The organism is Ideonella aquatica, from assembly GCF_018069755.1.
Taxonomy (GTDB): Bacteria; Pseudomonadota; Gammaproteobacteria; order Burkholderiales; family Burkholderiaceae_C; genus Ideonella; species Ideonella aquatica.
Window position 1 is genome coordinate 114318 of sequence record NZ_JAGQDE010000008.1, and the last position, 18066, is coordinate 132383.

General features: G+C 68.8%; 13 protein-coding genes. 9 read left to right on the forward strand and 4 right to left on the reverse strand.

Annotation, left to right across the window (positions count from 1 at the left end; translation table 11 throughout):
* The first annotated feature begins 105 nt into the window (after positions 1-105).
* Both ompR and KAK06_RS11085 read left to right on the forward strand, forming a co-directional pair.
* Entirely contained in the window at positions 106-843 is a 738-nt protein-coding gene (ompR, locus tag KAK06_RS11080) for an osmolarity response regulator transcription factor OmpR (protein WP_210802136.1), read from the forward strand.
* Positions 840-2165: a sensor histidine kinase family protein gene (locus tag KAK06_RS11085; protein WP_247652790.1), complete on the forward strand. Its 1326-nt coding sequence runs from the start codon at positions 840-842 to the stop codon at positions 2163-2165. Before ompR ends, KAK06_RS11085 begins: the two co-directional genes overlap by 4 nt.
* 11 nt (positions 2166-2176) lie before the next feature.
* Here the strand turns inward: KAK06_RS11085 and ispF are convergent, their stop codons facing one another.
* On the reverse strand, positions 2177-2671 hold the full coding sequence (ispF, locus tag KAK06_RS11090; protein ID WP_210802137.1) for a 2-C-methyl-D-erythritol 2,4-cyclodiphosphate synthase: 495 nt from the start codon (positions 2669-2671) through the stop codon (positions 2177-2179).
* Positions 2668-3741 carry a 2-C-methyl-D-erythritol 4-phosphate cytidylyltransferase gene (gene ispD, locus KAK06_RS11095; protein ID WP_310741069.1) on the reverse strand — a complete coding sequence of 358 codons (1074 nt, stop codon included), beginning with the start codon at positions 3739-3741 and terminating at the stop codon, positions 2668-2670. The genes ispF and ispD overlap by 4 nt, the downstream gene beginning before the upstream one ends.
* An 80-nt stretch (positions 3742-3821) precedes the next feature.
* Here ispD and mfd point away from each other — a divergent pair, with 80 nt between their 5' ends.
* Positions 3822-7265, forward strand: a complete 3444-nt coding sequence (gene mfd / locus KAK06_RS11100) for a transcription-repair coupling factor (RefSeq protein WP_210802138.1) — start codon at positions 3822-3824, stop codon at positions 7263-7265.
* 28 nt (positions 7266-7293) lie between these two features.
* Here the strand turns inward: mfd and KAK06_RS11105 are convergent, their stop codons facing one another.
* Positions 7294-8562, reverse strand: a complete 1269-nt coding sequence (locus tag KAK06_RS11105; protein WP_210802139.1) for a hypothetical protein — start codon at positions 8560-8562, stop codon at positions 7294-7296.
* A gap of 356 nt (positions 8563-8918) precedes the next feature.
* On the opposite strand from KAK06_RS11105, the gene KAK06_RS11110 reads away from it, so the two are divergent.
* The 3 genes from KAK06_RS11110 to KAK06_RS11120 all read left to right on the forward strand — a co-directional run bounded on the left by KAK06_RS11110 (position 8919) and on the right by KAK06_RS11120 (position 11972).
* On the forward strand, positions 8919-10022 hold the full coding sequence (locus tag KAK06_RS11110; protein WP_210802140.1) for a methyl-accepting chemotaxis protein: 1104 nt from the start codon (positions 8919-8921) through the stop codon (positions 10020-10022).
* Between the two features lie 73 nt (positions 10023-10095).
* Positions 10096-10800 carry a phosphoserine phosphatase SerB gene (gene serB, locus KAK06_RS11115; RefSeq protein WP_210802141.1) on the forward strand — a complete coding sequence of 235 codons (705 nt, stop codon included), beginning with the start codon at positions 10096-10098 and terminating at the stop codon, positions 10798-10800.
* A 68-nt stretch (positions 10801-10868) separates the two neighbouring features.
* Positions 10869-11972, forward strand: a complete 1104-nt coding sequence (locus KAK06_RS11120; protein ID WP_210802142.1) for a hypothetical protein — start codon at positions 10869-10871, stop codon at positions 11970-11972.
* 9 nt (positions 11973-11981) lie between these two features.
* On the opposite strand, the gene hrpA is transcribed toward KAK06_RS11120, so the two are convergent.
* Positions 11982-15986 carry an ATP-dependent RNA helicase HrpA gene (gene hrpA, locus KAK06_RS11125; RefSeq protein WP_210802143.1) on the reverse strand — a complete coding sequence of 1335 codons (4005 nt, stop codon included), beginning with the start codon at positions 15984-15986 and terminating at the stop codon, positions 11982-11984.
* Between the two features lie 16 nt (positions 15987-16002).
* Here hrpA and argA point away from each other — a divergent pair, with 16 nt between their 5' ends.
* The 3 genes from argA to KAK06_RS11140 all read left to right on the forward strand — a co-directional run bounded on the left by argA (position 16003) and on the right by KAK06_RS11140 (position 18055).
* A complete protein-coding gene (gene argA, locus KAK06_RS11130; RefSeq protein WP_210802240.1) occupies positions 16003-17343 on the forward strand; it encodes an amino-acid N-acetyltransferase in 1341 nt (446 codons plus the stop codon).
* Between the two features lie 18 nt (positions 17344-17361).
* Positions 17362-17634: an oxidative damage protection protein gene (locus tag KAK06_RS11135; RefSeq protein WP_210802144.1), complete on the forward strand. Its 273-nt coding sequence runs from the start codon at positions 17362-17364 to the stop codon at positions 17632-17634.
* Between the two features lie 109 nt (positions 17635-17743).
* Positions 17744-18055, forward strand: a complete 312-nt coding sequence (locus KAK06_RS11140; RefSeq protein WP_210802145.1) for an H-NS histone family protein — start codon at positions 17744-17746, stop codon at positions 18053-18055.
* The last annotated feature ends 11 nt before the right edge of the window (positions 18056-18066 follow it).

Here is an 18066-nt window from a genome sequence, read left to right on the forward strand (position 1 = left end):
GACCCGGCCTGACCGGGGGCAACAGTTGTAACAACGGGTCAAGTAACCTAATTCAACCCAGCTTTGCCAAGCACAATCGCCTCTGTTACAAATTGGGGACTCGCCATGAATGCCACCGCCACGCCCAAGCAGGACCGGGTTGTCGTTGTCGACGACGACGCCCGCATCCGCGACCTGCTGCGCCGCTACCTCACCCAGGAAGGCTTCGAGGTGCTGCTGGCCGAGGATGCCAAGGCGCTGAATCGGCTGCTCACCCGCGAGACGATCGACATGATCATCCTCGACCTGATGCTGCCGGGCGAGGACGGCCTGTCGATCTGCCGCCGCCTGCGCGCCGCCAACGACCCCACGCCGATCATCATGCTGACCGCCAAGGTGGAGGATGTGGACCGCATCGTCGGCCTGGAGGTGGGCGCCGACGACTACCTGCCCAAACCGTTCAATCCGCGCGAACTGCTGGCTCGCATCCATGCCGTGCTGCGCCGCCGCCCCCGTCTGGAGGCCCCCGGCGCACCCTCCAGCGAGGCCGAGATCGTCAAGTTCGGCCCCTTCGAATTCGACCTGTCGCTGCGCCGCCTGACCAAGGATGGCGAGCCGATCACGCTGACCACCGGCGAGTTCTCAATGCTCAAGGCCCTGGTGCGCCACCCGCGCCAGCCGCTGTCGCGCGACAAGCTGGCCCAGCTGGCGCGCGGCCGCGAGTTCGAACCCTTCGACCGCAGCCTGGACGTGCAGATCTCGCGCCTGCGCAAGATGCTTGAGCCCGATCCGTCCAACCCGCGCTACATCCAGACCGTCTGGGGCGTGGGCTACGTCTTCGTGCCTGCTGAAGGACCGGCTTGAAGCGTCCCGCGTTCACGCTGAACCTGTTCTGGCGCACCTTCTTCCTGCTGGGGGTGCTGCTGGCCGGTGGCGTGTTCGCCTGGGTCATCACGCTGCGCCAGCTCGAGTTTGAGCCGCGGGCGGTCCAGGCCGCGCAGCAGATCGCCAGCCTGGTCAACCTGTCGCGCGCGGCGTTGCGCTACTCGGACGGCATCAACCGCATCGCCGTGGTCAAGACCATGAGCGAGCAAGAGGCCGTGCGGGTGCTGCCGCGCGAGCCCAAGGACCAGTGGGAGCCCTTCGAGACCGACCGCTTCACCCGCCTGGTGGCCGCCGACCTGCGTGCTCGGCTGGGCGAGGACACCATCATCGCCCGCACGGTGAACAACCAGACCGCGCTGTGGGTGGGCTTTCAGATCGAACACGACCCCTACTGGATGCAGGCCGAGTACGCCCGTCTGGAGCCGCTGACGCCCAGCACCTGGTTCCTGTGGGTGATCACCGCCGTCATCGCCACCGTGCTGGGCTCGGTGGCCGTGGCCCGCCTGATCAACCGGCCGCTGAAGGACCTGTCGTTTGCCGCCAGCCGCATTCGCGAGGGCGAGTTCGACTCGCGCCTGGACGAGACCACCATGACCAGCGAGATCCGCGCGGTCAACATCGGCTTCAACCGCATGGCGCGCGAGCTGGCCAAGGTGGAAGAGGAACGTGCCGTGATGCTGGCCGGCATCAGCCATGACCTGCGCACACCGCTGGCCCGTCTGCGCCTGGAGGCCGAGATCTCGGTGTCCTACGAGGAGGCCCGCCGCAACATGGCGATGGACATCGACCAGCTCGACAACATCATCGACAAGTTCATGGACTACGCCCGCCCCGAGGACGCCAAGGTGCGGCCAGTGGACCTGGCGCAAATCATCGAGCGCGAGGCCATGGCCTTCCGCGACACCAGCCAGATCCGCATCCTGCTGAAGCTGCCGCAAAGTCTGGTCGTGCAGGGCGACGACGTGGAACTGGGGCGGGTCTTTGCCAACCTCTTCGAAAATGCCCGCCGCTACGGCCGCACCGTGGACACTGGCGTGGCCAAGGTCATCGTCAGCCATGTGCAGACCGGCGTGGATGTGATCGTCACCGTGCGCGACCACGGCCCCGGTGTGCCGCCCGAGAAGCTGATGCACCTGACCACGCCCTTCTTCCGCGGCGACGCCGCCCGCACCGCCGCCAGCGGCGCCGGGCTGGGTCTGGCCATCGTCAAGAAGACGCTGCAGCGCATGGGCGGCACACTGGACCTGGCCAATGCGCGCGACAGCGGGCTGATTGCCCACATCCGGCTGAAGAAGGCCTGATCAGGCCGGCATCAAGCGCGCGCCAGCAGACACACCGCCCGCGTCTCGATCGCCCTGCCCTCGCCCACCGGGCCCATCTTTTCGGCCGTCTTGGCCTTCACATTGACCCGCTCTGGCGGGATATCCAGCGCTTCGGCAATGCGCGCCACCATCGCCGGGATGTGGGGGGCCATCTTCGGCGCCTGCGCGACGATGGTGCTGTCGACGTTCACCACCTGCCAGCCGGCGGCCTGCACGCGGCGCACGGCCTCGCTCAGCAGGCGGTGCGAATCCGCGCCGGCGAACTCGGCAGCAGTGTCCGGAAAGTGGCGGCCGATGTCGCCCAGGCCGGCGGCGCCCAGCACGGCGTCAGTGATCGCGTGCAGCAGCGCGTCGGCGTCCGAATGGCCCAGCAGGCCCAGCGCATGCGGGATCGTCACGCCGCCCAGCACCAGGGGCCGGCCGGCCACCAAGGCGTGGGTGTCCCAACCCTCGCCCACGCGAAACTCGGGAATGCCGGGGGTCATTCAGCCACCTCCATGCGCTCGGACAGCGTCCAGCGCACGCCGCTGGGGTCCAACAGGTCCAGATCGCGACGGCCCCAGGCGCGCTGCTGGGGCGCTTGCACCGCCACGCCGTAGCGCGCCGCCAGGCCAGCCTGCTGGATGCGCGCCCACAGCGCGTCCAGGTCGTCCACCGTCAGGTGCAGGTGCTGGGCGTGCGCTGCCTGCGGGGCCTCGTGGCGCTGCAGCAGGAAACCGGCGCGGCCCATCCTGAAGCCCGCCAGATCGCCCATGGCGAACTCGCGGGTGAAGCCCAGGTCCTGGTAGAACTGCTGGGCCGTGGCGAAATCACGCGCCGGCACGGTGGCGCGGATCTCGGGGCCGCCGCGGCTGGCCAGCAGGCGCTCGGCCAGCGCAAAGTCGGGCGGGAAGGTGATTTTCAGGTTCTCCCAGTCGCCGCGCACCAGCCGCGGCCGGTGGCCCAGCGCCTCGACCGCGCTGGCCTCGTCGGTCACCTGCTCGCCGGCAAAGGCCAGGGCCGGGGCCAGCAGGCCCAGGCGGAACATCTGCGGCGTCTGCGCGGCCCATTTGCCGGCGCGGTCCACGGTGGCGGCCACGCGGCCGTCCTGCTCGCTCTTGAGGGTGTCGGCCAGCGGCAGCGCCAGCAGGCCGCCGATCTCGTCGTCCTGGCAGGCGTCGATCAGGCGGTCCACCCACTCGGGCTGCAGCAGGCAGCGCGCGGCGTCGTGCACCAGCACCCAGTCCTGCGGCTGGGCGCCGCGTGCACGCAACTCGTTCAGACCGTTGGCCACGGTCTCGGCGCGGCTGGCGCCGCCGGCCTTGGCCAGCCACAGGCGCTCGCCGGCCAGGCCGGGCAGGTCGTCCTCGAACTGCTCGTCGTCGGGGGCCAGCACCACCAGCGTGGCGGACAGGCGTGGCACGCGGGCCAGCGCACTCAGCGTGTGGGCCACCAGCGGTCGACCGGCCAGCGGCTGGTACTGCTTGGGGCCCAGCGTGCCGGCTCGGGTGCCGGTGCCGGCGCAGGGCACCAGGGCGAAGAAGCGGGGCTCAGCCCCGACGGTGAAGGACGTCATTGCCGGGATTCTAGAATTGTCGCCCGCACGCCCCCCTGCCGCCCGCACGGGGGCGTGCCGTCATTGCTGCCCCATCCGCCATGCAACTGCCTGTCATCGCCCCCGGCAAACGATTCACCCTGCCCCGCCCGATCGGCTCGGCCGATGCCCTGTTGCTGGCCCGGCACGCCCAGGCGCGCCTGGCCGACGGTCAGCGGCTGGCGGTGATCACCGCCGAGCCGGCCGATGCCCAGCGCCTGGCCGACGAGATGCCGTTCTTTGCCCCGGGCCTGCGGGTGGCGGTGTTCCCCGACTGGGAGACCCTGCCCTACGACAACTTCAGCCCGCACCAGGACCTGATCTCGGAGCGCCTGGCCACGCTGTGGCGCATCCACCAGCAGGACGTGGACGTGGTGCTGCTGCCCGCGACCACCGCGCTCACCCGGCTGGCGCCGCCATCCTTCCTGGCGGCCACCACCTTCTCGTTCAAGCAGAAGGCCCGGCTGGACGAAGCGGCGCTCAAGCGCCAGCTCACGCTGGCCGGCTACACCCATGTCAGCCAGGTGGTCTCACCCGGCGAGTACGCGGTGCGCGGCGGCCTGATCGACCTCTTCCCGATGGGCTCGAACGTGCCCTACCGGGTGGACCTGTTCGACGACGAGATCGACTCGATCCGCACCTTCGACCCCGACAGCCAGCGCAGTCTCTACCCGGTGCCCGAGGTGCAGCTGCTGCCCGGCCGCGAGTTCCCCATGGACGACGCTGCCCGCCAGCGCTTTCGTGAACGCTGGCGCGAGCTGCTGGAGGGCGACCCCACCAAGAGCCGCATCTACAAGGACATGGCCCAGGGCATGGCCACCGCCGGCATCGAGTACTACCTGCCGCTGTTCTTCGCGGACACCGCCAGCATCTTCGACTACCTGGGCAGCCAGGCCGAGCTGGTGCTGCATGGCGAGGTGGACGAAGCCTTGCAGAAGTTCCATGCCGAAACGCGCGAGCGCCACCGCTTCCTGCAGCACGACCCGGAACGCCCGATCCTGCCGCCCGAGGCGATTTTCCTGAAGACCGACGAGTTCTTCGCCCGCGCCGCCGAGCATGCGGTGCTGGTCCTGCGCGGCAGCGCCGAGGTCGACTGGGCGCGGCCGCTGCCCGGCGTGGCCACCGACCGCGGCAGCACCGAGCCGCTGTCGGCGCTGGAGAAGCACCTGGACAGCACGCCGCACCGCGTGCTGCTGGTGGCTGAGAGCGACGGCCGGCGCGAAAGCCTGCTCGAGCTGCTGCGCGACCACCGCATCGAGGTGCCCGCGGTGGCCACGCTGGCTGAGTTCCAGGACGGCTCAGAGAAAGTGGCCATCACCGCCGCGCCGCTGGCCGCCGGCTTCTTCTGGCACGAGCCGGCCGAGGGCATCGCCACCCAGTTCATCACCGAGACCGAGCTCTTCGCCGCCGCGCCCAGCACCCGCCGGCGCCACCGCAAACAGGAGCAGACCAGCAACGTCGATGCGCTGATCAAGGACCTCTCGGAGCTGAAGATCGGCGACCCGGTGGTGCACTCGGCGCATGGCATCGGCCGCTACCAGGGCCTGCTGCACATCGACCTGGGTGAAGGACCGTCGGAGTTCCTGCACCTGGAGTACGCCGACAAGGCCACGCTCTATGTGCCGGTCAGCCAGTTGCACCTGATCAGCCGCTACACCGGCGTCAGTGCCGAAGAAGCGCCGCTGCACAAGCTGGGCTCGCAGCAGTGGGACAAGGCCCGCCGCAAGGCCGCCGAGCAGGTGCGCGACACCGCGGCCGAGCTGCTCAACCTGTACGCGGTGCGCGCCGCCCGCCAGGGCATGAGTCACCGCTACTCGGCGCATGACTACGAGGCCTTCGCCGCCAGCTTCGGCTTCGAGGAGACCGCTGACCAGCGCGCCGCGATCCATGCGGTGATCCAGGACATGGTCAGCCCGCGGCCGATGGACCGCCTGGTCTGCGGCGACGTGGGCTTTGGCAAGACCGAGGTGGCGCTGCGCGCCGCCTTCGTCTCGGTGATCGGTGGCAAGCAGGTGGCGCTGCTGGCGCCCACCACGCTGCTGGCCGAACAGCACTACCAGACCATCGTCGACCGCTTCGGCAAGTGGCCGGTCAAGGTGGCCGAGCTCAGCCGATTTCGCACCGCCAAGGAGGTCAAGGCCGCGCTGGAGGGCATCGAGGCCGGCACGATCGACATCGTCGTCGGCACCCACAAGCTGCTCAGCAAGGACGTGAAGTTCAAGCGCCTGGGCCTGCTGATCATCGACGAGGAACACCGCTTCGGCGTGCGCCACAAGGAGGCGATCAAGGCGATGCGCGCCGAGGTCGATGTGCTCACCCTCACCGCCACCCCCATCCCGCGCACGCTGGGCATGGCGCTGGAGGGCCTGCGCGACCTCAGCGTGATCGCCACCGCGCCGCAGCGCCGGCTGGCGATCAAGACCTTTGTGCGCAACGAGGGCAGCAGCACGATCCGAGAGGCGGTGCTGCGCGAGTTGAAGCGCGGCGGCCAGGTCTACTTCCTGCACAACGAGGTCGAGACCATCGAGAACCGCCGGCAGAAGCTTGAAGAGCTGCTGCCCGAGGCCCGCATTGCCGTGGCCCATGGCCAGATGCCCGAGCGCGAGCTCGAGCGGGTGATGCGCGAGTTCACCAGCCAGCGCTTCAACCTGCTGCTGTGCTCGACCATCATCGAGACCGGCATCGACGTGCCCACCGCCAACACCATCGTCATCAGCCGCGCCGACAAGTTCGGCCTGGCGCAGCTGCACCAGCTGCGCGGCCGGGTAGGCCGTAGCCACCACCAGGCCTACGCCTACCTGCTGGTGCCCGATGTCGAAGGCCTGACCAAGCAGGCCGCCCAGCGCCTGACCGCGATCCAGGAGATGGAAGAGCTGGGTTCAGGCTTCTACCTGGCGATGCACGACCTGGAGATCCGCGGCGCCGGCGAGGTGCTGGGCGACCACCAGAGCGGCAACATGATGGAAGTGGGCTTCCAGCTCTACAACGAGATGCTCGCCGAAGCCGTGCGCGCGCTGAAGAACGGCCAGGAGCCCGACCTGCTCAGCCCCAACAGCGCCGTCTTTGGCGGCGGCACCACCGAGATCAACCTGCACGCCCCCGCCCTGCTGCCCGACGCCTACTGCGGCGACGTGCACGTGCGGCTGAACTTCTACAAGCGTCTGGCCAGTGCCGAGCGGCCGGAGCAGCTGGACCTGCTGCTGGAGGAAATCACCGACCGCTTCGGCAAGCTGCCCACCCAAGGCCAAACGCTGTTCGACAGCCACCGGCTGCGCATCCAGGCCCAGCGCTGCGGCGTGCAGAAGGTGGACGCGGGGCCCAGGGCGATCACGGTCAGCTTCCGCCCGAACGCGCCGGTCGACGGCCAGCGCATCGTGGCGCTGGTGCAAAAGCACCGCCACATCCGCCTGGCCGGCAACGACAAGCTGCGGGTGGAGCGCGAAATCGCCGAGCCGCGCCTGCGCGCCGACATGGTGCGCGACCTGCTGCGCTCACTGACCAGCTGACACCGGCCTGCGCGCAGGTCGACGCGGGTCAGTCGTCGTCGTCCTCGCTGTCGACATCGTCCTCGTCGTCGTCGCTGTCGCCCAGGGCGCCCACGATCGACAACACCTCGATACCGACCACCGCAGGCATGGCGGCGATGTCGCCGACAAAGGCCAGCTCCATGCGGACTTCATCGATCGGTTCGGTCCATTCCACCGGGAAGCAGATCTCTTCGCGTCCGACCTCCAGCGTCTGCGCCGGGTGGCCGTTGATGGACACATTGGCCAGCAAGGGCTGATCGCCGGTGGTGCGCAGTGCCACGCGGACCGTGCCCTTGTGGCGGTAGCGCCGCCGGTACGGCAGCCGGAAATTGACCACGCCCACCGGGCCGCCTGGGCGGGCCCGGGCCAGGTCGGTGTCCTCGGGCACGACCTCCAGCGTCCAGCCCTCGGTGAAGATCATGTAGAACACCCGGGCCTGCCCCTGCCAGCCGCGCTGGGTGATCATGTGCAGCCGGTCGACAACCTCCATCACCTGGGCTTCGACCTCCTCCACGGTTTCAGCCTTGTCGGGGCGCCAGGCGTCCTTCATGGGCAGTCCGTCGCCATTCTTCAGGTAGCGCCTGGCAAACTCCTCGTTGCTGGCACGGAACTGCTCACGCAGCTCCTCCACCCGTTCGCGGGTCATGAAGAAACGCGAGCCGACGCCATTGGCCGTCAGGCGACAGGCCAGATCCTGCAATTGCTTGTTCCGCAGCGAGGTCGAGCCTTCCTCGCGCTTGACCTTCATGAGCAGCGCGGCGAACTGCGAGGCCAGGCTGGGGTTGGTCTCGCCCTGCTCCAGATCCAGCTGCTGAGGATCCGCGATGCCGATCGCGTGGAAGAAGTCGGCCAGCAGGTCGTTGTCGACAAAGGCGCTGCGGTGGAAAAGGCGGGCGTGGACGCAGCCCGGACCGAAGGCCAGCTCGAATGTCTGGCAGACCTTGAGGTAATCCAGCGGCCGGCGGCGGATCCAGCGGTTCACCCGGTCGTTGTCGTCCAGGTCAAAGCGCTTGCGGCGCAGCTTCTGCTTTTGCAACAGCGAGGACTGGACCCATTCCACCTGCTCGCGCACGTACATCACGACCATGGGCTCGTAGCCCTGAAACACCTCGGCCAGTTGGCTCAGGCTGTCGGCATCCACGCGCCACAGGCCCTCATTGGACATGATCAGGTGGCGACCGGTGGGCAGCATGCGCTGTGCCTCGGCGGCGAACTCGGCCCAGCCGGCGTCGTTCGGGTCGCGCCACTCCAGCCGGTGCTTGGCAGACCGGGGCATGGTGCGCCGGCTTTCGACGACGTGGTAACCCAGGTTCGCGAGGGCCTCTTCGTTGCGCTTGAGGGCGATTTGGATGCTGGTCGTTCCGGTCTTTCCGGTACCGACATGCAGGATCAGCTTGGGCACGAGCGGGGCTCCGTGGGTGAGAGTGGCAGGGATTGCTTGAATGGCCGCGAGGATAGCGTCACAGGACCGAGGTTCCCATCCCACGTAGGGGTGGGATCCTGCCGCCAGCACGGGCTGTCGCGAAAAAAGCCGCGAAACGCCCCGTTCATCCCACTCCAGCAGTGGGACGTGTCCGCCGAAGATGCGTGCAGGCCTCTGCTGTCGAAGGCCGTCCGATGTAGGAGACATTCATGACCGGTTGGTTGCGCCGCTTCAGTCAGGCCCAGCGCGTGATGCTGGGTTTCTCGGTCCTGTCGCTGACCGTGCTGGCACAAGGCCTGTGGGCCGCCACGCTGCTGCCCACAGAGCTGGGCCTGTGGTTCGGGGCGGGATCTGCCGCGTTGGCCTGCCTGGGTCTGTTCAGCGGCTGGGCGGTACGCCAGAGCATCAAGGCCCCCGTCGAGGACACGGCCAATGTGGTGCAGCAGATCGCCCAGGGCGATCTGGAAGTCCGCATTGAATCGCCCGGCCGCGACGAGTTGTCATGGTTGCGCCATGAACTCAACAGCATGCGCAAGAAACTGCGCTCGATGCTGCTCGACATGCGCCAGGGCATCCATGGCGTGGCGGCGGCCTCCGAGGAGATCGCCAAAGGCAACCAGGACCTGTCGGCCCGCACCGAACAGCAGGCCGCAGCGCTGCAGCAGACCGCCAGCACCATGGACCAGTTGGCCCACACGGTGCGTGGCAACGCCCAGCATGCCCGCGAGGCCAGCCATGCCATGGAGCAGGCGCGTGAGGTGGCCCAGCAGGGCGACCAACTGATGCACGACGTGGAACAGCGCATGCGCGACATCCACCAGAGCGCCCAGCGCATCGGCGAGATCATCGGCGTGATCGATGGCATCGCCTTCCAGACCAACATCCTGGCGCTGAACGCTGCGGTCGAGGCCGCACGCGCCGGGGAACAGGGCCGCGGCTTTGCGGTGGTCGCGGGCGAGGTGCGCACGCTGGCCCAGCGCAGTGCCGCCGCGGCCCGCGAGATCAAGGACCTGATTCTCGATTCCGGCGCCAAGGTCGATGCCGGCAGCTCGCTGGTGTCCACCGCAGGAGAGACCATGCGGGCCCTGCAGGAGCGGGTCAGCCGGGTGTCCACACTGATCGGCGAGATGGCCAGCGCCAGCGGCTCGCAGAGCGAAAGCATCGATCAGGTGCACGCCGCGATCGCCCAGATCGACAACGCCACGCAGCAGAACGCTGCGCTGGTCGAGCAGGTGGCCGCCGCCGCTGGCTCACTGCGCCAGCAGTCGGAATCACTGGCCCAGGCCTCGCAGGTCTTCCGCGTCAAGGCCTGACGAGCAGCCGGTCGCTCGGCGACAATCAGGTCGGTCGGCCCACTGCCGACCGACCTTTTTCTTGCGTCCGAGCATGTCAACCCTCTCCCCCGGTCTGTTCATCCGCGGCTTTGAGCCGCCGCTGCGCCTGCGCGACTTCCGCCTGGTCGCCTTCGACATGGATTCCACGCTGATCAACATCGAATGCGTGGACGAGATCGCCGCCGCCGCCGGACGCAAGGACGAGGTGTCGGCCATCACCGAGGCCGCAATGCGCGGCGAGATCACCGACTACAAGGACAGCCTGCGCCGCCGCGTGGCCCTGCTCAAGGGCGTGCCGGTGACCGCACTGGACGAGGTCTACAACCGCCACCTGCACCTCAATCCGGGCGTCGAGACCTTCGTTGGCGCCTGCCAGGCGGCGGGACTGAAGACGCTGCTGGTCTCGGGCGGCTTCACCTTCTTCTCCGATCGCGTCAAGCACCGTCTGGGCCTGGATTTCGCCCGCGCCAATGTGCTGGAGATGGACAACGGCGTACTCACCGGCCGTCTGGTGGATCGGCCCTGGGGCGACATCGTCGACGGCGCCGAGAAGCGCCGCGTGGTGCTGGAGGTGTGCGAGCTGATGGGCATCGCGCCCACGCAGGCGATCGCGGTGGGTGACGGCGCCAATGACCTGCCCATGATGAGCGTGGCCGGCCTGTCCATCGCCTTCCATGGCAAGCCGGCGGTGCGCGACCAGGCCATGCTGTCGATCGAGACCGGAGGCATGGACCGCGCGCTCGACGTGCTGCGCTGAGTCCGTCGGCGGCGCCCCCCCTGCTTTTCCGTCTTTAGCCCAGGTCCCGGCCAGCCGATAGCCGGGGCATGAACCGCATCTTCGTCATCCATCCCTCGGGTGAGCGCCGCGAACGCCTGGCGCAAGCCCTTCAGCCGCTGGGCGGCCGCATCGTCGAAGCCTTTGGCCGTGGCGACAGCCTGCAGCGCCTGGCCGGCCCCGACGGCCAGCGCCGCGGCGACCTGGTGGTGATCGACCTCAGCGACTGGGCCGTACCAGGCACGGCGCTGATCCGCGCGCTGCGCCGCCAGGTGACCAGCCCGCTGCCGGTGCTGGTCTGCCTGCCGCCGGACACCCAGATGCCCGATCTGGCGGCCCAGGCCGCGCGCATCGCCGGCGCCAATCTGCTGTTGCCCAGTCAGGCCACCACGGCGGATCTGACCGAGTCGGCGGCCCTGCTGCTGGGCCTGCCGCTGCGCTGCCTGGCCGGCGCGGACGCCTGCCAGCAGCGCCTGATCGATGCCTGGCAGCAGCAACTGGAGCTGGTGGCGCTGCCCGATGCGGCCGCACCGACAGTGGTGTCGGCGCGACGGGTCTTTGAATCGCTGCTGTGCCTGCGCCACGACGAACGCGGCGCCGAAGCGGCACTGGCCCTGACGGCGCTGGTGGGTGGCCCGGTGCCGCTGGGGCGCTGGGGTGGCTGGTACCACCCGGCGCACGAGACCGTGGCCGGCGAGGCCGAGCTGTCGCGCCGCCGCCAGCGGGTGCAGCCGCTGTGCCTGGTCTTTGATGCCGGCGGCCAACGTTTCGCGCTGCCGCTGGACGCCGATGTCGCGCCAGGCTGCTGGTGGTCCGACGGTCACCCGCTGCCGCCCGTGCAGGAGCCGCTGGCAGCCCTGCCGCTGGTGCGCCTGTTTGGCAGTTCGGGCTTCCGCCGCCTGCTGTGCACCGACCGCGCCACCATCGTGCTGCGCCGCCAGGACGACACGCTGATGCGTGAGCAGGGCCTGCGGGTCGACGAGGTGCTGGGGATCGAACCCCTGGCGCTGGACCCCTGCCCGCCCGCCACGGTCCAGGCCAGCGGCTGTCAGGCCGTGGCGGTGGACCGCGACGGCGAGCCGGTGCTGGTGCTGGATGGCCGGCAGCTGTGGCAGCAACTGGGCGCGCTGAGTACGCCGGTCAGCCCACGCTGAGCCGGCGGCTCAGCCCGTCAGCTGGGCCCAGACCTTTTCCAGCCGCTTGACCGACACCGGCTGCGGCGTGCGCAGCTCCTGCGCGAACAGGCTGATGCGCAGCTCCTCGAGCTGCCAGCGGAAGTCGTCCAGCCGGGCATCGGCCTGGCCCTTGCGCTCAGCCAGGCGGCGCTGGTGACGCTGCTCCAGCGGTCGCAGCTCGGCCAGGCGCTGGGCATCGCGCGCGGGATCGGCCCGCAGCTTGTCCAGGCGCATCACCACGCCCTTCAGGTAGCGCGGATAGTGCTGCAGCTGCGCCCAGGGCGTCTGCAGCACGAAGCGCTTGGGGCACAGGCGAGCCAGCTGGGCGCTGATGTCCTCGGCCACCTCCTTGGGCGGCTTGGCGTCCTTGAGCTTGCGGACGGCAGCAGCGTAGTCGGTGAGCACCGCGCCCGCCAACCGCGCCACCTCCTGGGCGATCAGGTTCAGCCGGCTGCGGCCCTCGTCGATCCGGCGTTCGAAGGACGCCTTGTCCTGCGGCAGCGGATCGGCCAGGAAGGCGCGGTCGACCGCCACGTCGATGATCTGCGCCTTCAGCTCGTCGGCTGTGCCCAGCGGCATGTAGGCCACCGCCATCTTCGTCAGGTCGGGGATGTTCTTGTCCAGGTACTTCAGCGGCTCCTTGATCTGCAGCGCCACCAGGCGGCGCAGACCGGCGCGGTGCTTGTGCGCCGCCAGCTCGGGCTCGTCGAAGACCTCGATCTCGACATGCGCCCCCTTGTCGATCAGCGCCGGGAAGCCCACCAGCGTCTGGCCGGCCTTGCGGATCTCCATCAGCTCGGGCAGCTCGCCAAAGGTCCAGCCAGTGTGCTGGGCGGGTACGCTGTCGACAGGCGCTGGCGCGGGGGCCTTCACCACGGCCTGGATCGCCCGCCCGCCGCTCTCGGTGCGGATGAGCTGCGGCTGCGGCGCCGGGGCCGGCGTGGCCAGCTTCAAGGCGGCCAGGGCCTGGAAGGCCGAGCGCGCCTGGCCGCCCAGCTCGGCTTTGAGTGTGGCCAGTTGGCGGCCCATGCCCAGTTGCCGGCCGTGCTCGTCGACCACCCGCAGGTTCATGAACAGGTGCGGCCCCAGTTGCTCCAGCTTGAAGTCGTTGCGCTGCACCGCCAGCTGGGTGCGTTCGCGCACCGCCTTGAGCAGCACATCGACCAGCGCCCCCTGGCCGGGCTCGGCCGTGGCGCAGAACTCGGCCACGAACTCGCCCACCGGCTGCAGCCGGGCGCGCGGCTTCTGGTGCAGGCTCTTGATCAGCGCGGCCACCTTGGCCTCCAGCATGCCGGGCACCAGCCAGTCGCAGCGCTCCTCGCTGACCTGGTTGAGCGCGTAGATCGGCACGGTGACGGTGACGCCATCCTTGGCATCGCCCGGCTGGTGCAGGTAGCTGACCGCGCAGTCCACGCCGCCCAGGCGCAGCGTGCGCGGAAAGGCGGCGGTGGTGACGCCGGCGGCCTCGTGGCGCATCAGCTCGTCGCGGCTGAGGTGCAGCAGGCGCGGGTTGCTGCGGCTGGCTTCCCGGTACCAGCGCTCCATCGTCGCGCCGCTGACCACCTCGGCGCCCACGTGTTCGTCGTAGTAGGCAACGATCAGCTCGTCATCGACCAGCACATCCTGCCGGCGTGACTTGTGCTCCAGCTCCTCGACCTGGGCGATCAGCTTGCGGTTATGGGCCAGGAAGGGCAGCTTGCTGTCCCACTCGCCATTGACCAGCGCCTCGCGGATGAAAATCTCGCGCGCCGCGCGGGCATCCACGCGGCCGAAGTTCACCCGACGGCCGCTGTAAATGACGATGCCGTACAGCGTGGCGCGCTCCAGCGCGATCACCTCGGCGGCCTTCTTTTCCCAGTGCGGCTCCAGCAGCTGGGTCTTGAGCAGGTGGCCGGCGATCGGCGGAATCCACTGCGGCTCGATCGCCGCCAGACCACGGCCGAACAGGCGCGTGGTGTCCACCAGCTCGGCCGCCACCAGCCAGCGGCCGGGCTTCTTGCTCAGGTGCGCGCCGGGATGGCGCCAGAACTTGATGCCGCGCGCGCCCAGGTACCACTCGTCGTCATCGGCCTTGCAGCCCACATTGCCCAGCAGGCCGGCCAGCATCGACAGGTGGATCTGCTCGTAGGTGGCGGGGCTCTGGTTCAGGCGCCAGCCGTGCTCGGTGACCACGGTCATCAGCTGGCTGTGGATGTCGCGCCACTCGCGCACCCGGCGCGGGTTGACGAACTGCTCGCGCAGGCGCTGTTCCTGCTGGCGGTTGCTGAGCTTGTGGGTGTCGACCTGCTGGCCGGCCTGGCCGGCATGGCCGTGGTTGCCGCGCCCGGCCTCGATCCACCTCCACAGCTTGAGGTAGCCCATGAACTCGGACTTCTCGTCGTCGAAGAGCTTGTGCTTCTCGTCGGCGGCCTGCTGCTGCTCCAACGGACGGTCGCGCACGTCCTGGCCGCTGAGCGCCGAGGCGATGACCAGCACCTCGGCCAGCGCCTGGCGGTCGCGCGCCTCCAGGATCATGCGACCCACGCGCGGGTCCAGCGGCAATTTCGACAACTCGCGGCCGATCGGGGTCAGCTCGTTGGCCTCGTCCACCGCGCCCAGCTCGGCCAGCAGCGCGTAGCCGTCGGCAATCGCCTTGCGGGGCGGCGCCTCCAGGAACGGGAACTCCTCGACCAGGCCCAGACCCAGCGCCTTCATGCGCAGGATCACCCCGGCCAGCGAGGAGCGCAGGATCTCGGGGTCGGTGAAGCGAGGCCGGCCGTTGAAGTCCTTCTCGTCGTACAGGCGGATGCAGATGCCGTTGGCCACCCGGCCGCAGCGGCCGGCGCGCTGGTTGGCCGCGGCCTGGCTGATGGACTCGACCTGCAGCTGCTCGACCTTGTTGCGGTAGCTGTAGCGCTTGACGCGGGCGTCGCCGCTGTCGATCACATAGCGGATGCCGGGGACCGTCAGCGAGGTCTCGGCCACGTTGGTCGCCAGCACGATGCGCCGGCCGTTGCCGGCCGTGAAGACGCGGTCCTGCTCGGCCTGGCTCAGGCGGGCGAACAGCGGCAGGATCTCGGGCTGTGGGCCGTGGCGATGGTGCTGGGCGGCGTGCTTGCGCAGGTGGTCAGCCGCCTCGCGGATCTCGCGCTCGCCGGGCAGGAAGACCAGGATGTCGCCCGGGCCTTCGCGCCAGAGCTCGTCCACCGCCTCGGCGATGGCATCGTTCTGGTCGAAATCCTTGCGCTCTTCAAAGGCCCGGTAGCGTTGCTCGACCGGAAAAGTCCGCCCACTGACCATCAGCACCGGGGCCTTGCCCCGGGCGCTGGCGAAGTGTTCGGCAAAGCGATCGGCGTCGATCGTGGCCGAGGTGACGATGACCTTCAGGTCGGGCCGGCGCGGCAGAATCTGGCGCAGGTAGCCCAGCAGGAAATCGATGTTGAGGCTGCGCTCATGGGCCTCGTCGATGATCAGCGTGTCGTAGGCACGCAGCAGCGGGTCGGTCTGGGTCTCGGCCAGCAGGATGCCGTCGGTCATCAGCTTGACGCTGGCGCCGGGCTGCAGGCGGTCGTTGAAGCGCACCTTGTAGCCCACCACCTCGCCCAACGGCGAGTTCAGCTCCTCGGCAATGCGCTTGGCCACCGAACTGGCGGCAATGCGCCGCGGCTGGGTGTGGCCGATCAGGCCGGCGCCGCCAGCACCGCGGCCACGCCCCAGCGCCAGCGCGATCTTGGGCAGCTGGGTGGTCTTGCCCGAGCCGGTCTCGCCGCAGACGATGACCACCTGGTGCTCGCGCAGCGCCTGCGCGATCTCGTCGCGCCGGGCGCTGACCGGCAGGCTGTCGGGAAAGTGGATCGGCGGCACCGGCGTGGCCGGGGCAGGCACACGGGGGGCCCGAGGCGGGCGCGGCGGGCGAGAAGAAGCGGAAGGCGGAACAGTCACAGGGCCGCGATTATCGGGCCGCCGTCGATCGGCATGCCCTTCACGCCCGGCAACGCCAGCGCACTGGGGCACAATCCCCGGCGCGATGATGGATCTGGTCTTTCCCCACACCTTTGTGCCCTGGTTTCGGTCGGTGGCACCGCATATCCATGCCTACCGGGGCAAGACCTTCGTTGTCGGCATCACCGGCGAGGCGATTGCTGCGGGCAAGCTCAATGCGCTGGTCCAGGACCTGGCCATCTTGCACGCGATGGGCGTGCGCCTGGTGCTGGTGCACGGTTTCCGGCCGCAGGTTGACGAGCAGTTGCGTGCCAAGGGCCTGACCTCGAAGTTTGCCCAGGGCCGGCGCATCACCGACAGCGTGGCACTGGACTGCGCGCAGGAAGCGGCGGGACAACTGCGCTTCGAGATCGAGGCCGCCTTTTCCCAGGGGCTGCCCAACACGCCCATGGCGAATTCCACGGTGCGCGTGGTGTCGGGCAATTTCCTGACGGCGCGCCCGGTGGGTATCGTGGATGGCGTTGATTTTGTGTCCAGTGGCTTTGTGCGCAAGGTCGATGCGGTGATGATTCGCCGCGCGATCGACATCGGCGCGCTGGTGCTGCTGTCCCCGTTCGGTTTCTCGCCCACCGGCGAGGCCTTCAACCTGACGATGGAAGACGTGGCCACCGCCACCGCGGTGGCCCTGCAGGCCGACAAGCTGCTCTTCCTGACCGAGGTGCCCGGCGTGCGCGAATCGCTGGACGACCCCGACAGCCCGATTGACACCGAACTCGCCCTGGCCGACGCCGAGCGCCTGCTCGCCCGCCTGCCCGAGAGCACGCTGCCCACCGATCCGGGCTTTTATCTGCGGCATTGCATCGATGCCTGCCGCGGCGGCGTCGAGCGCTCGCACATCCTGCCCTTTGCGTCGGATGGCGCGCTGCTGATGGAGATCTTCACCCACGATGGCATCGGCACCATGGTGGTCGACGAGAAGCTCGAAAGCCTGCGCGAAGCCGGCGCCGACGACGTGGGCGGCATCCTGCAACTGATCGAGCCTTTCGAGCGCGACGGCACCCTGGTCAAGCGCGACCGCACCGAGATCGAGCGCGACATCGCCAATTACACGGTGATTGAGCACGACGGCGTGATATTTGGGTGTGCTGCGCTGTATCCATACCCCGAGGCGATGACTGGCGAGATGGCTGCATTGACGGTGTCCCCGCAAGTGCAAGGCCAGGGCGACGGCGACAAGATACTCAAGCGGGTGGAACAGCGCGCGCGCGCGGCGGGACTGGCCTCGATATTCGTGCTCACCACCCGGACCATGCACTGGTTCATCAAGCGCGGCTTCAGCCCGGTCGACCCAGACTGGCTGCCCGAGGCGCGCAAGCGCAAGTACAACTGGGACCGGCGCTCACAGGTGCTGGTCAAGAAGCTCAGCTGACACCCTAGAGGACTCACCATGGCACGCACCATTCAATGCATCTTTCTCAAGAAGGAAGCCGAAGGGCTGGATTTCCCGCCGTACCCAGGCGAGTTGGGCAAGCGCATCTATGACCAGATCAGCAAGGAGGCCTTCGAACAATGGAAGCGCCACCAGACCATGCTGGTCAACGAGAACCGCCTGAACCTGGCCGATCTGCGGGCCCGCCAATACCTGGCCCGGCAGATGGAGCAGTTCCTGTTTGGCGGCCATGCCGACCAGCCCACGGGGTTTGTGCCACCGGCGGCCTGACTTCACGGTTGCGCCTGCCATTTTCAAAAAGAAACAGGCCTGCGCCGGTTCCTCCAGAATTTCAGGTATATACTGCGGGCTCCCAGTAACGGGATTCATGGAGTATCGAATGCCCTCCCCCTCGATTCAAGAACTGCTGGCCCAAAAGGCCGCCCTCGAAAAGCAGATCGCCGACGCCCAGCGTTCGGCGCGTGCTGACGCCATTGCCAAGGTCAAGGCCCTGATGGCCGAGTACGGCCTGACGGCGGCGGACCTGGCAGGTCGTGCTCCTGCGGCCCCGAAGCCCGAAGGTGGCAAGAAGGTCGCTGCCAAATACCGTGATCCGGCCACCGGCCAGACCTGGACCGGCCGCGGCCTCAAGCCCAAGTGGCTGACCGCCGCGCTGGCCACCGGCAAGCAGCTGAGCGACTTCGCCATCTGAACGCGCCGGGG

Bases quoted from the DNA above. Each gene is read 5' to 3' on its own strand.
- mfd (WP_210802138.1), top strand. From the start codon at position 3,822: ATGCAACTGCCTGTCATCGCCCCCGGCAAACGATTCACCCTGCCCCGC.
- argA (WP_210802240.1), top strand. From the start codon at position 16,003: ATGGATCTGGTCTTTCCCCACACCTTTGTGCCCTGGTTTCGGTCGGTG.
- KAK06_RS11140 (WP_210802145.1), top strand. From the start codon at position 17,744: ATGCCCTCCCCCTCGATTCAAGAACTGCTGGCCCAAAAGGCCGCCCTC.
- KAK06_RS11110 (WP_210802140.1), top strand. From the start codon at position 8,919: ATGACCGGTTGGTTGCGCCGCTTCAGTCAGGCCCAGCGCGTGATGCTG.
- ispD (WP_310741069.1), bottom strand. From the start codon at position 3,741: ATGACGTCCTTCACCGTCGGGGCTGAGCCCCGCTTCTTCGCCCTGGTG.
- KAK06_RS11105 (WP_210802139.1), bottom strand. From the start codon at position 8,562: ATGCCCCGGTCTGCCAAGCACCGGCTGGAGTGGCGCGACCCGAACGAC.
- KAK06_RS11135 (WP_210802144.1), top strand. From the start codon at position 17,362: ATGGCACGCACCATTCAATGCATCTTTCTCAAGAAGGAAGCCGAAGGG.
- serB (WP_210802141.1), top strand. From the start codon at position 10,096: ATGTCAACCCTCTCCCCCGGTCTGTTCATCCGCGGCTTTGAGCCGCCG.
- KAK06_RS11120 (WP_210802142.1), top strand. From the start codon at position 10,869: ATGAACCGCATCTTCGTCATCCATCCCTCGGGTGAGCGCCGCGAACGC.
- ompR (WP_210802136.1), top strand. From the start codon at position 106: ATGAATGCCACCGCCACGCCCAAGCAGGACCGGGTTGTCGTTGTCGAC.
- ispF (WP_210802137.1), bottom strand. From the start codon at position 2,671: ATGACCCCCGGCATTCCCGAGTTTCGCGTGGGCGAGGGTTGGGACACC.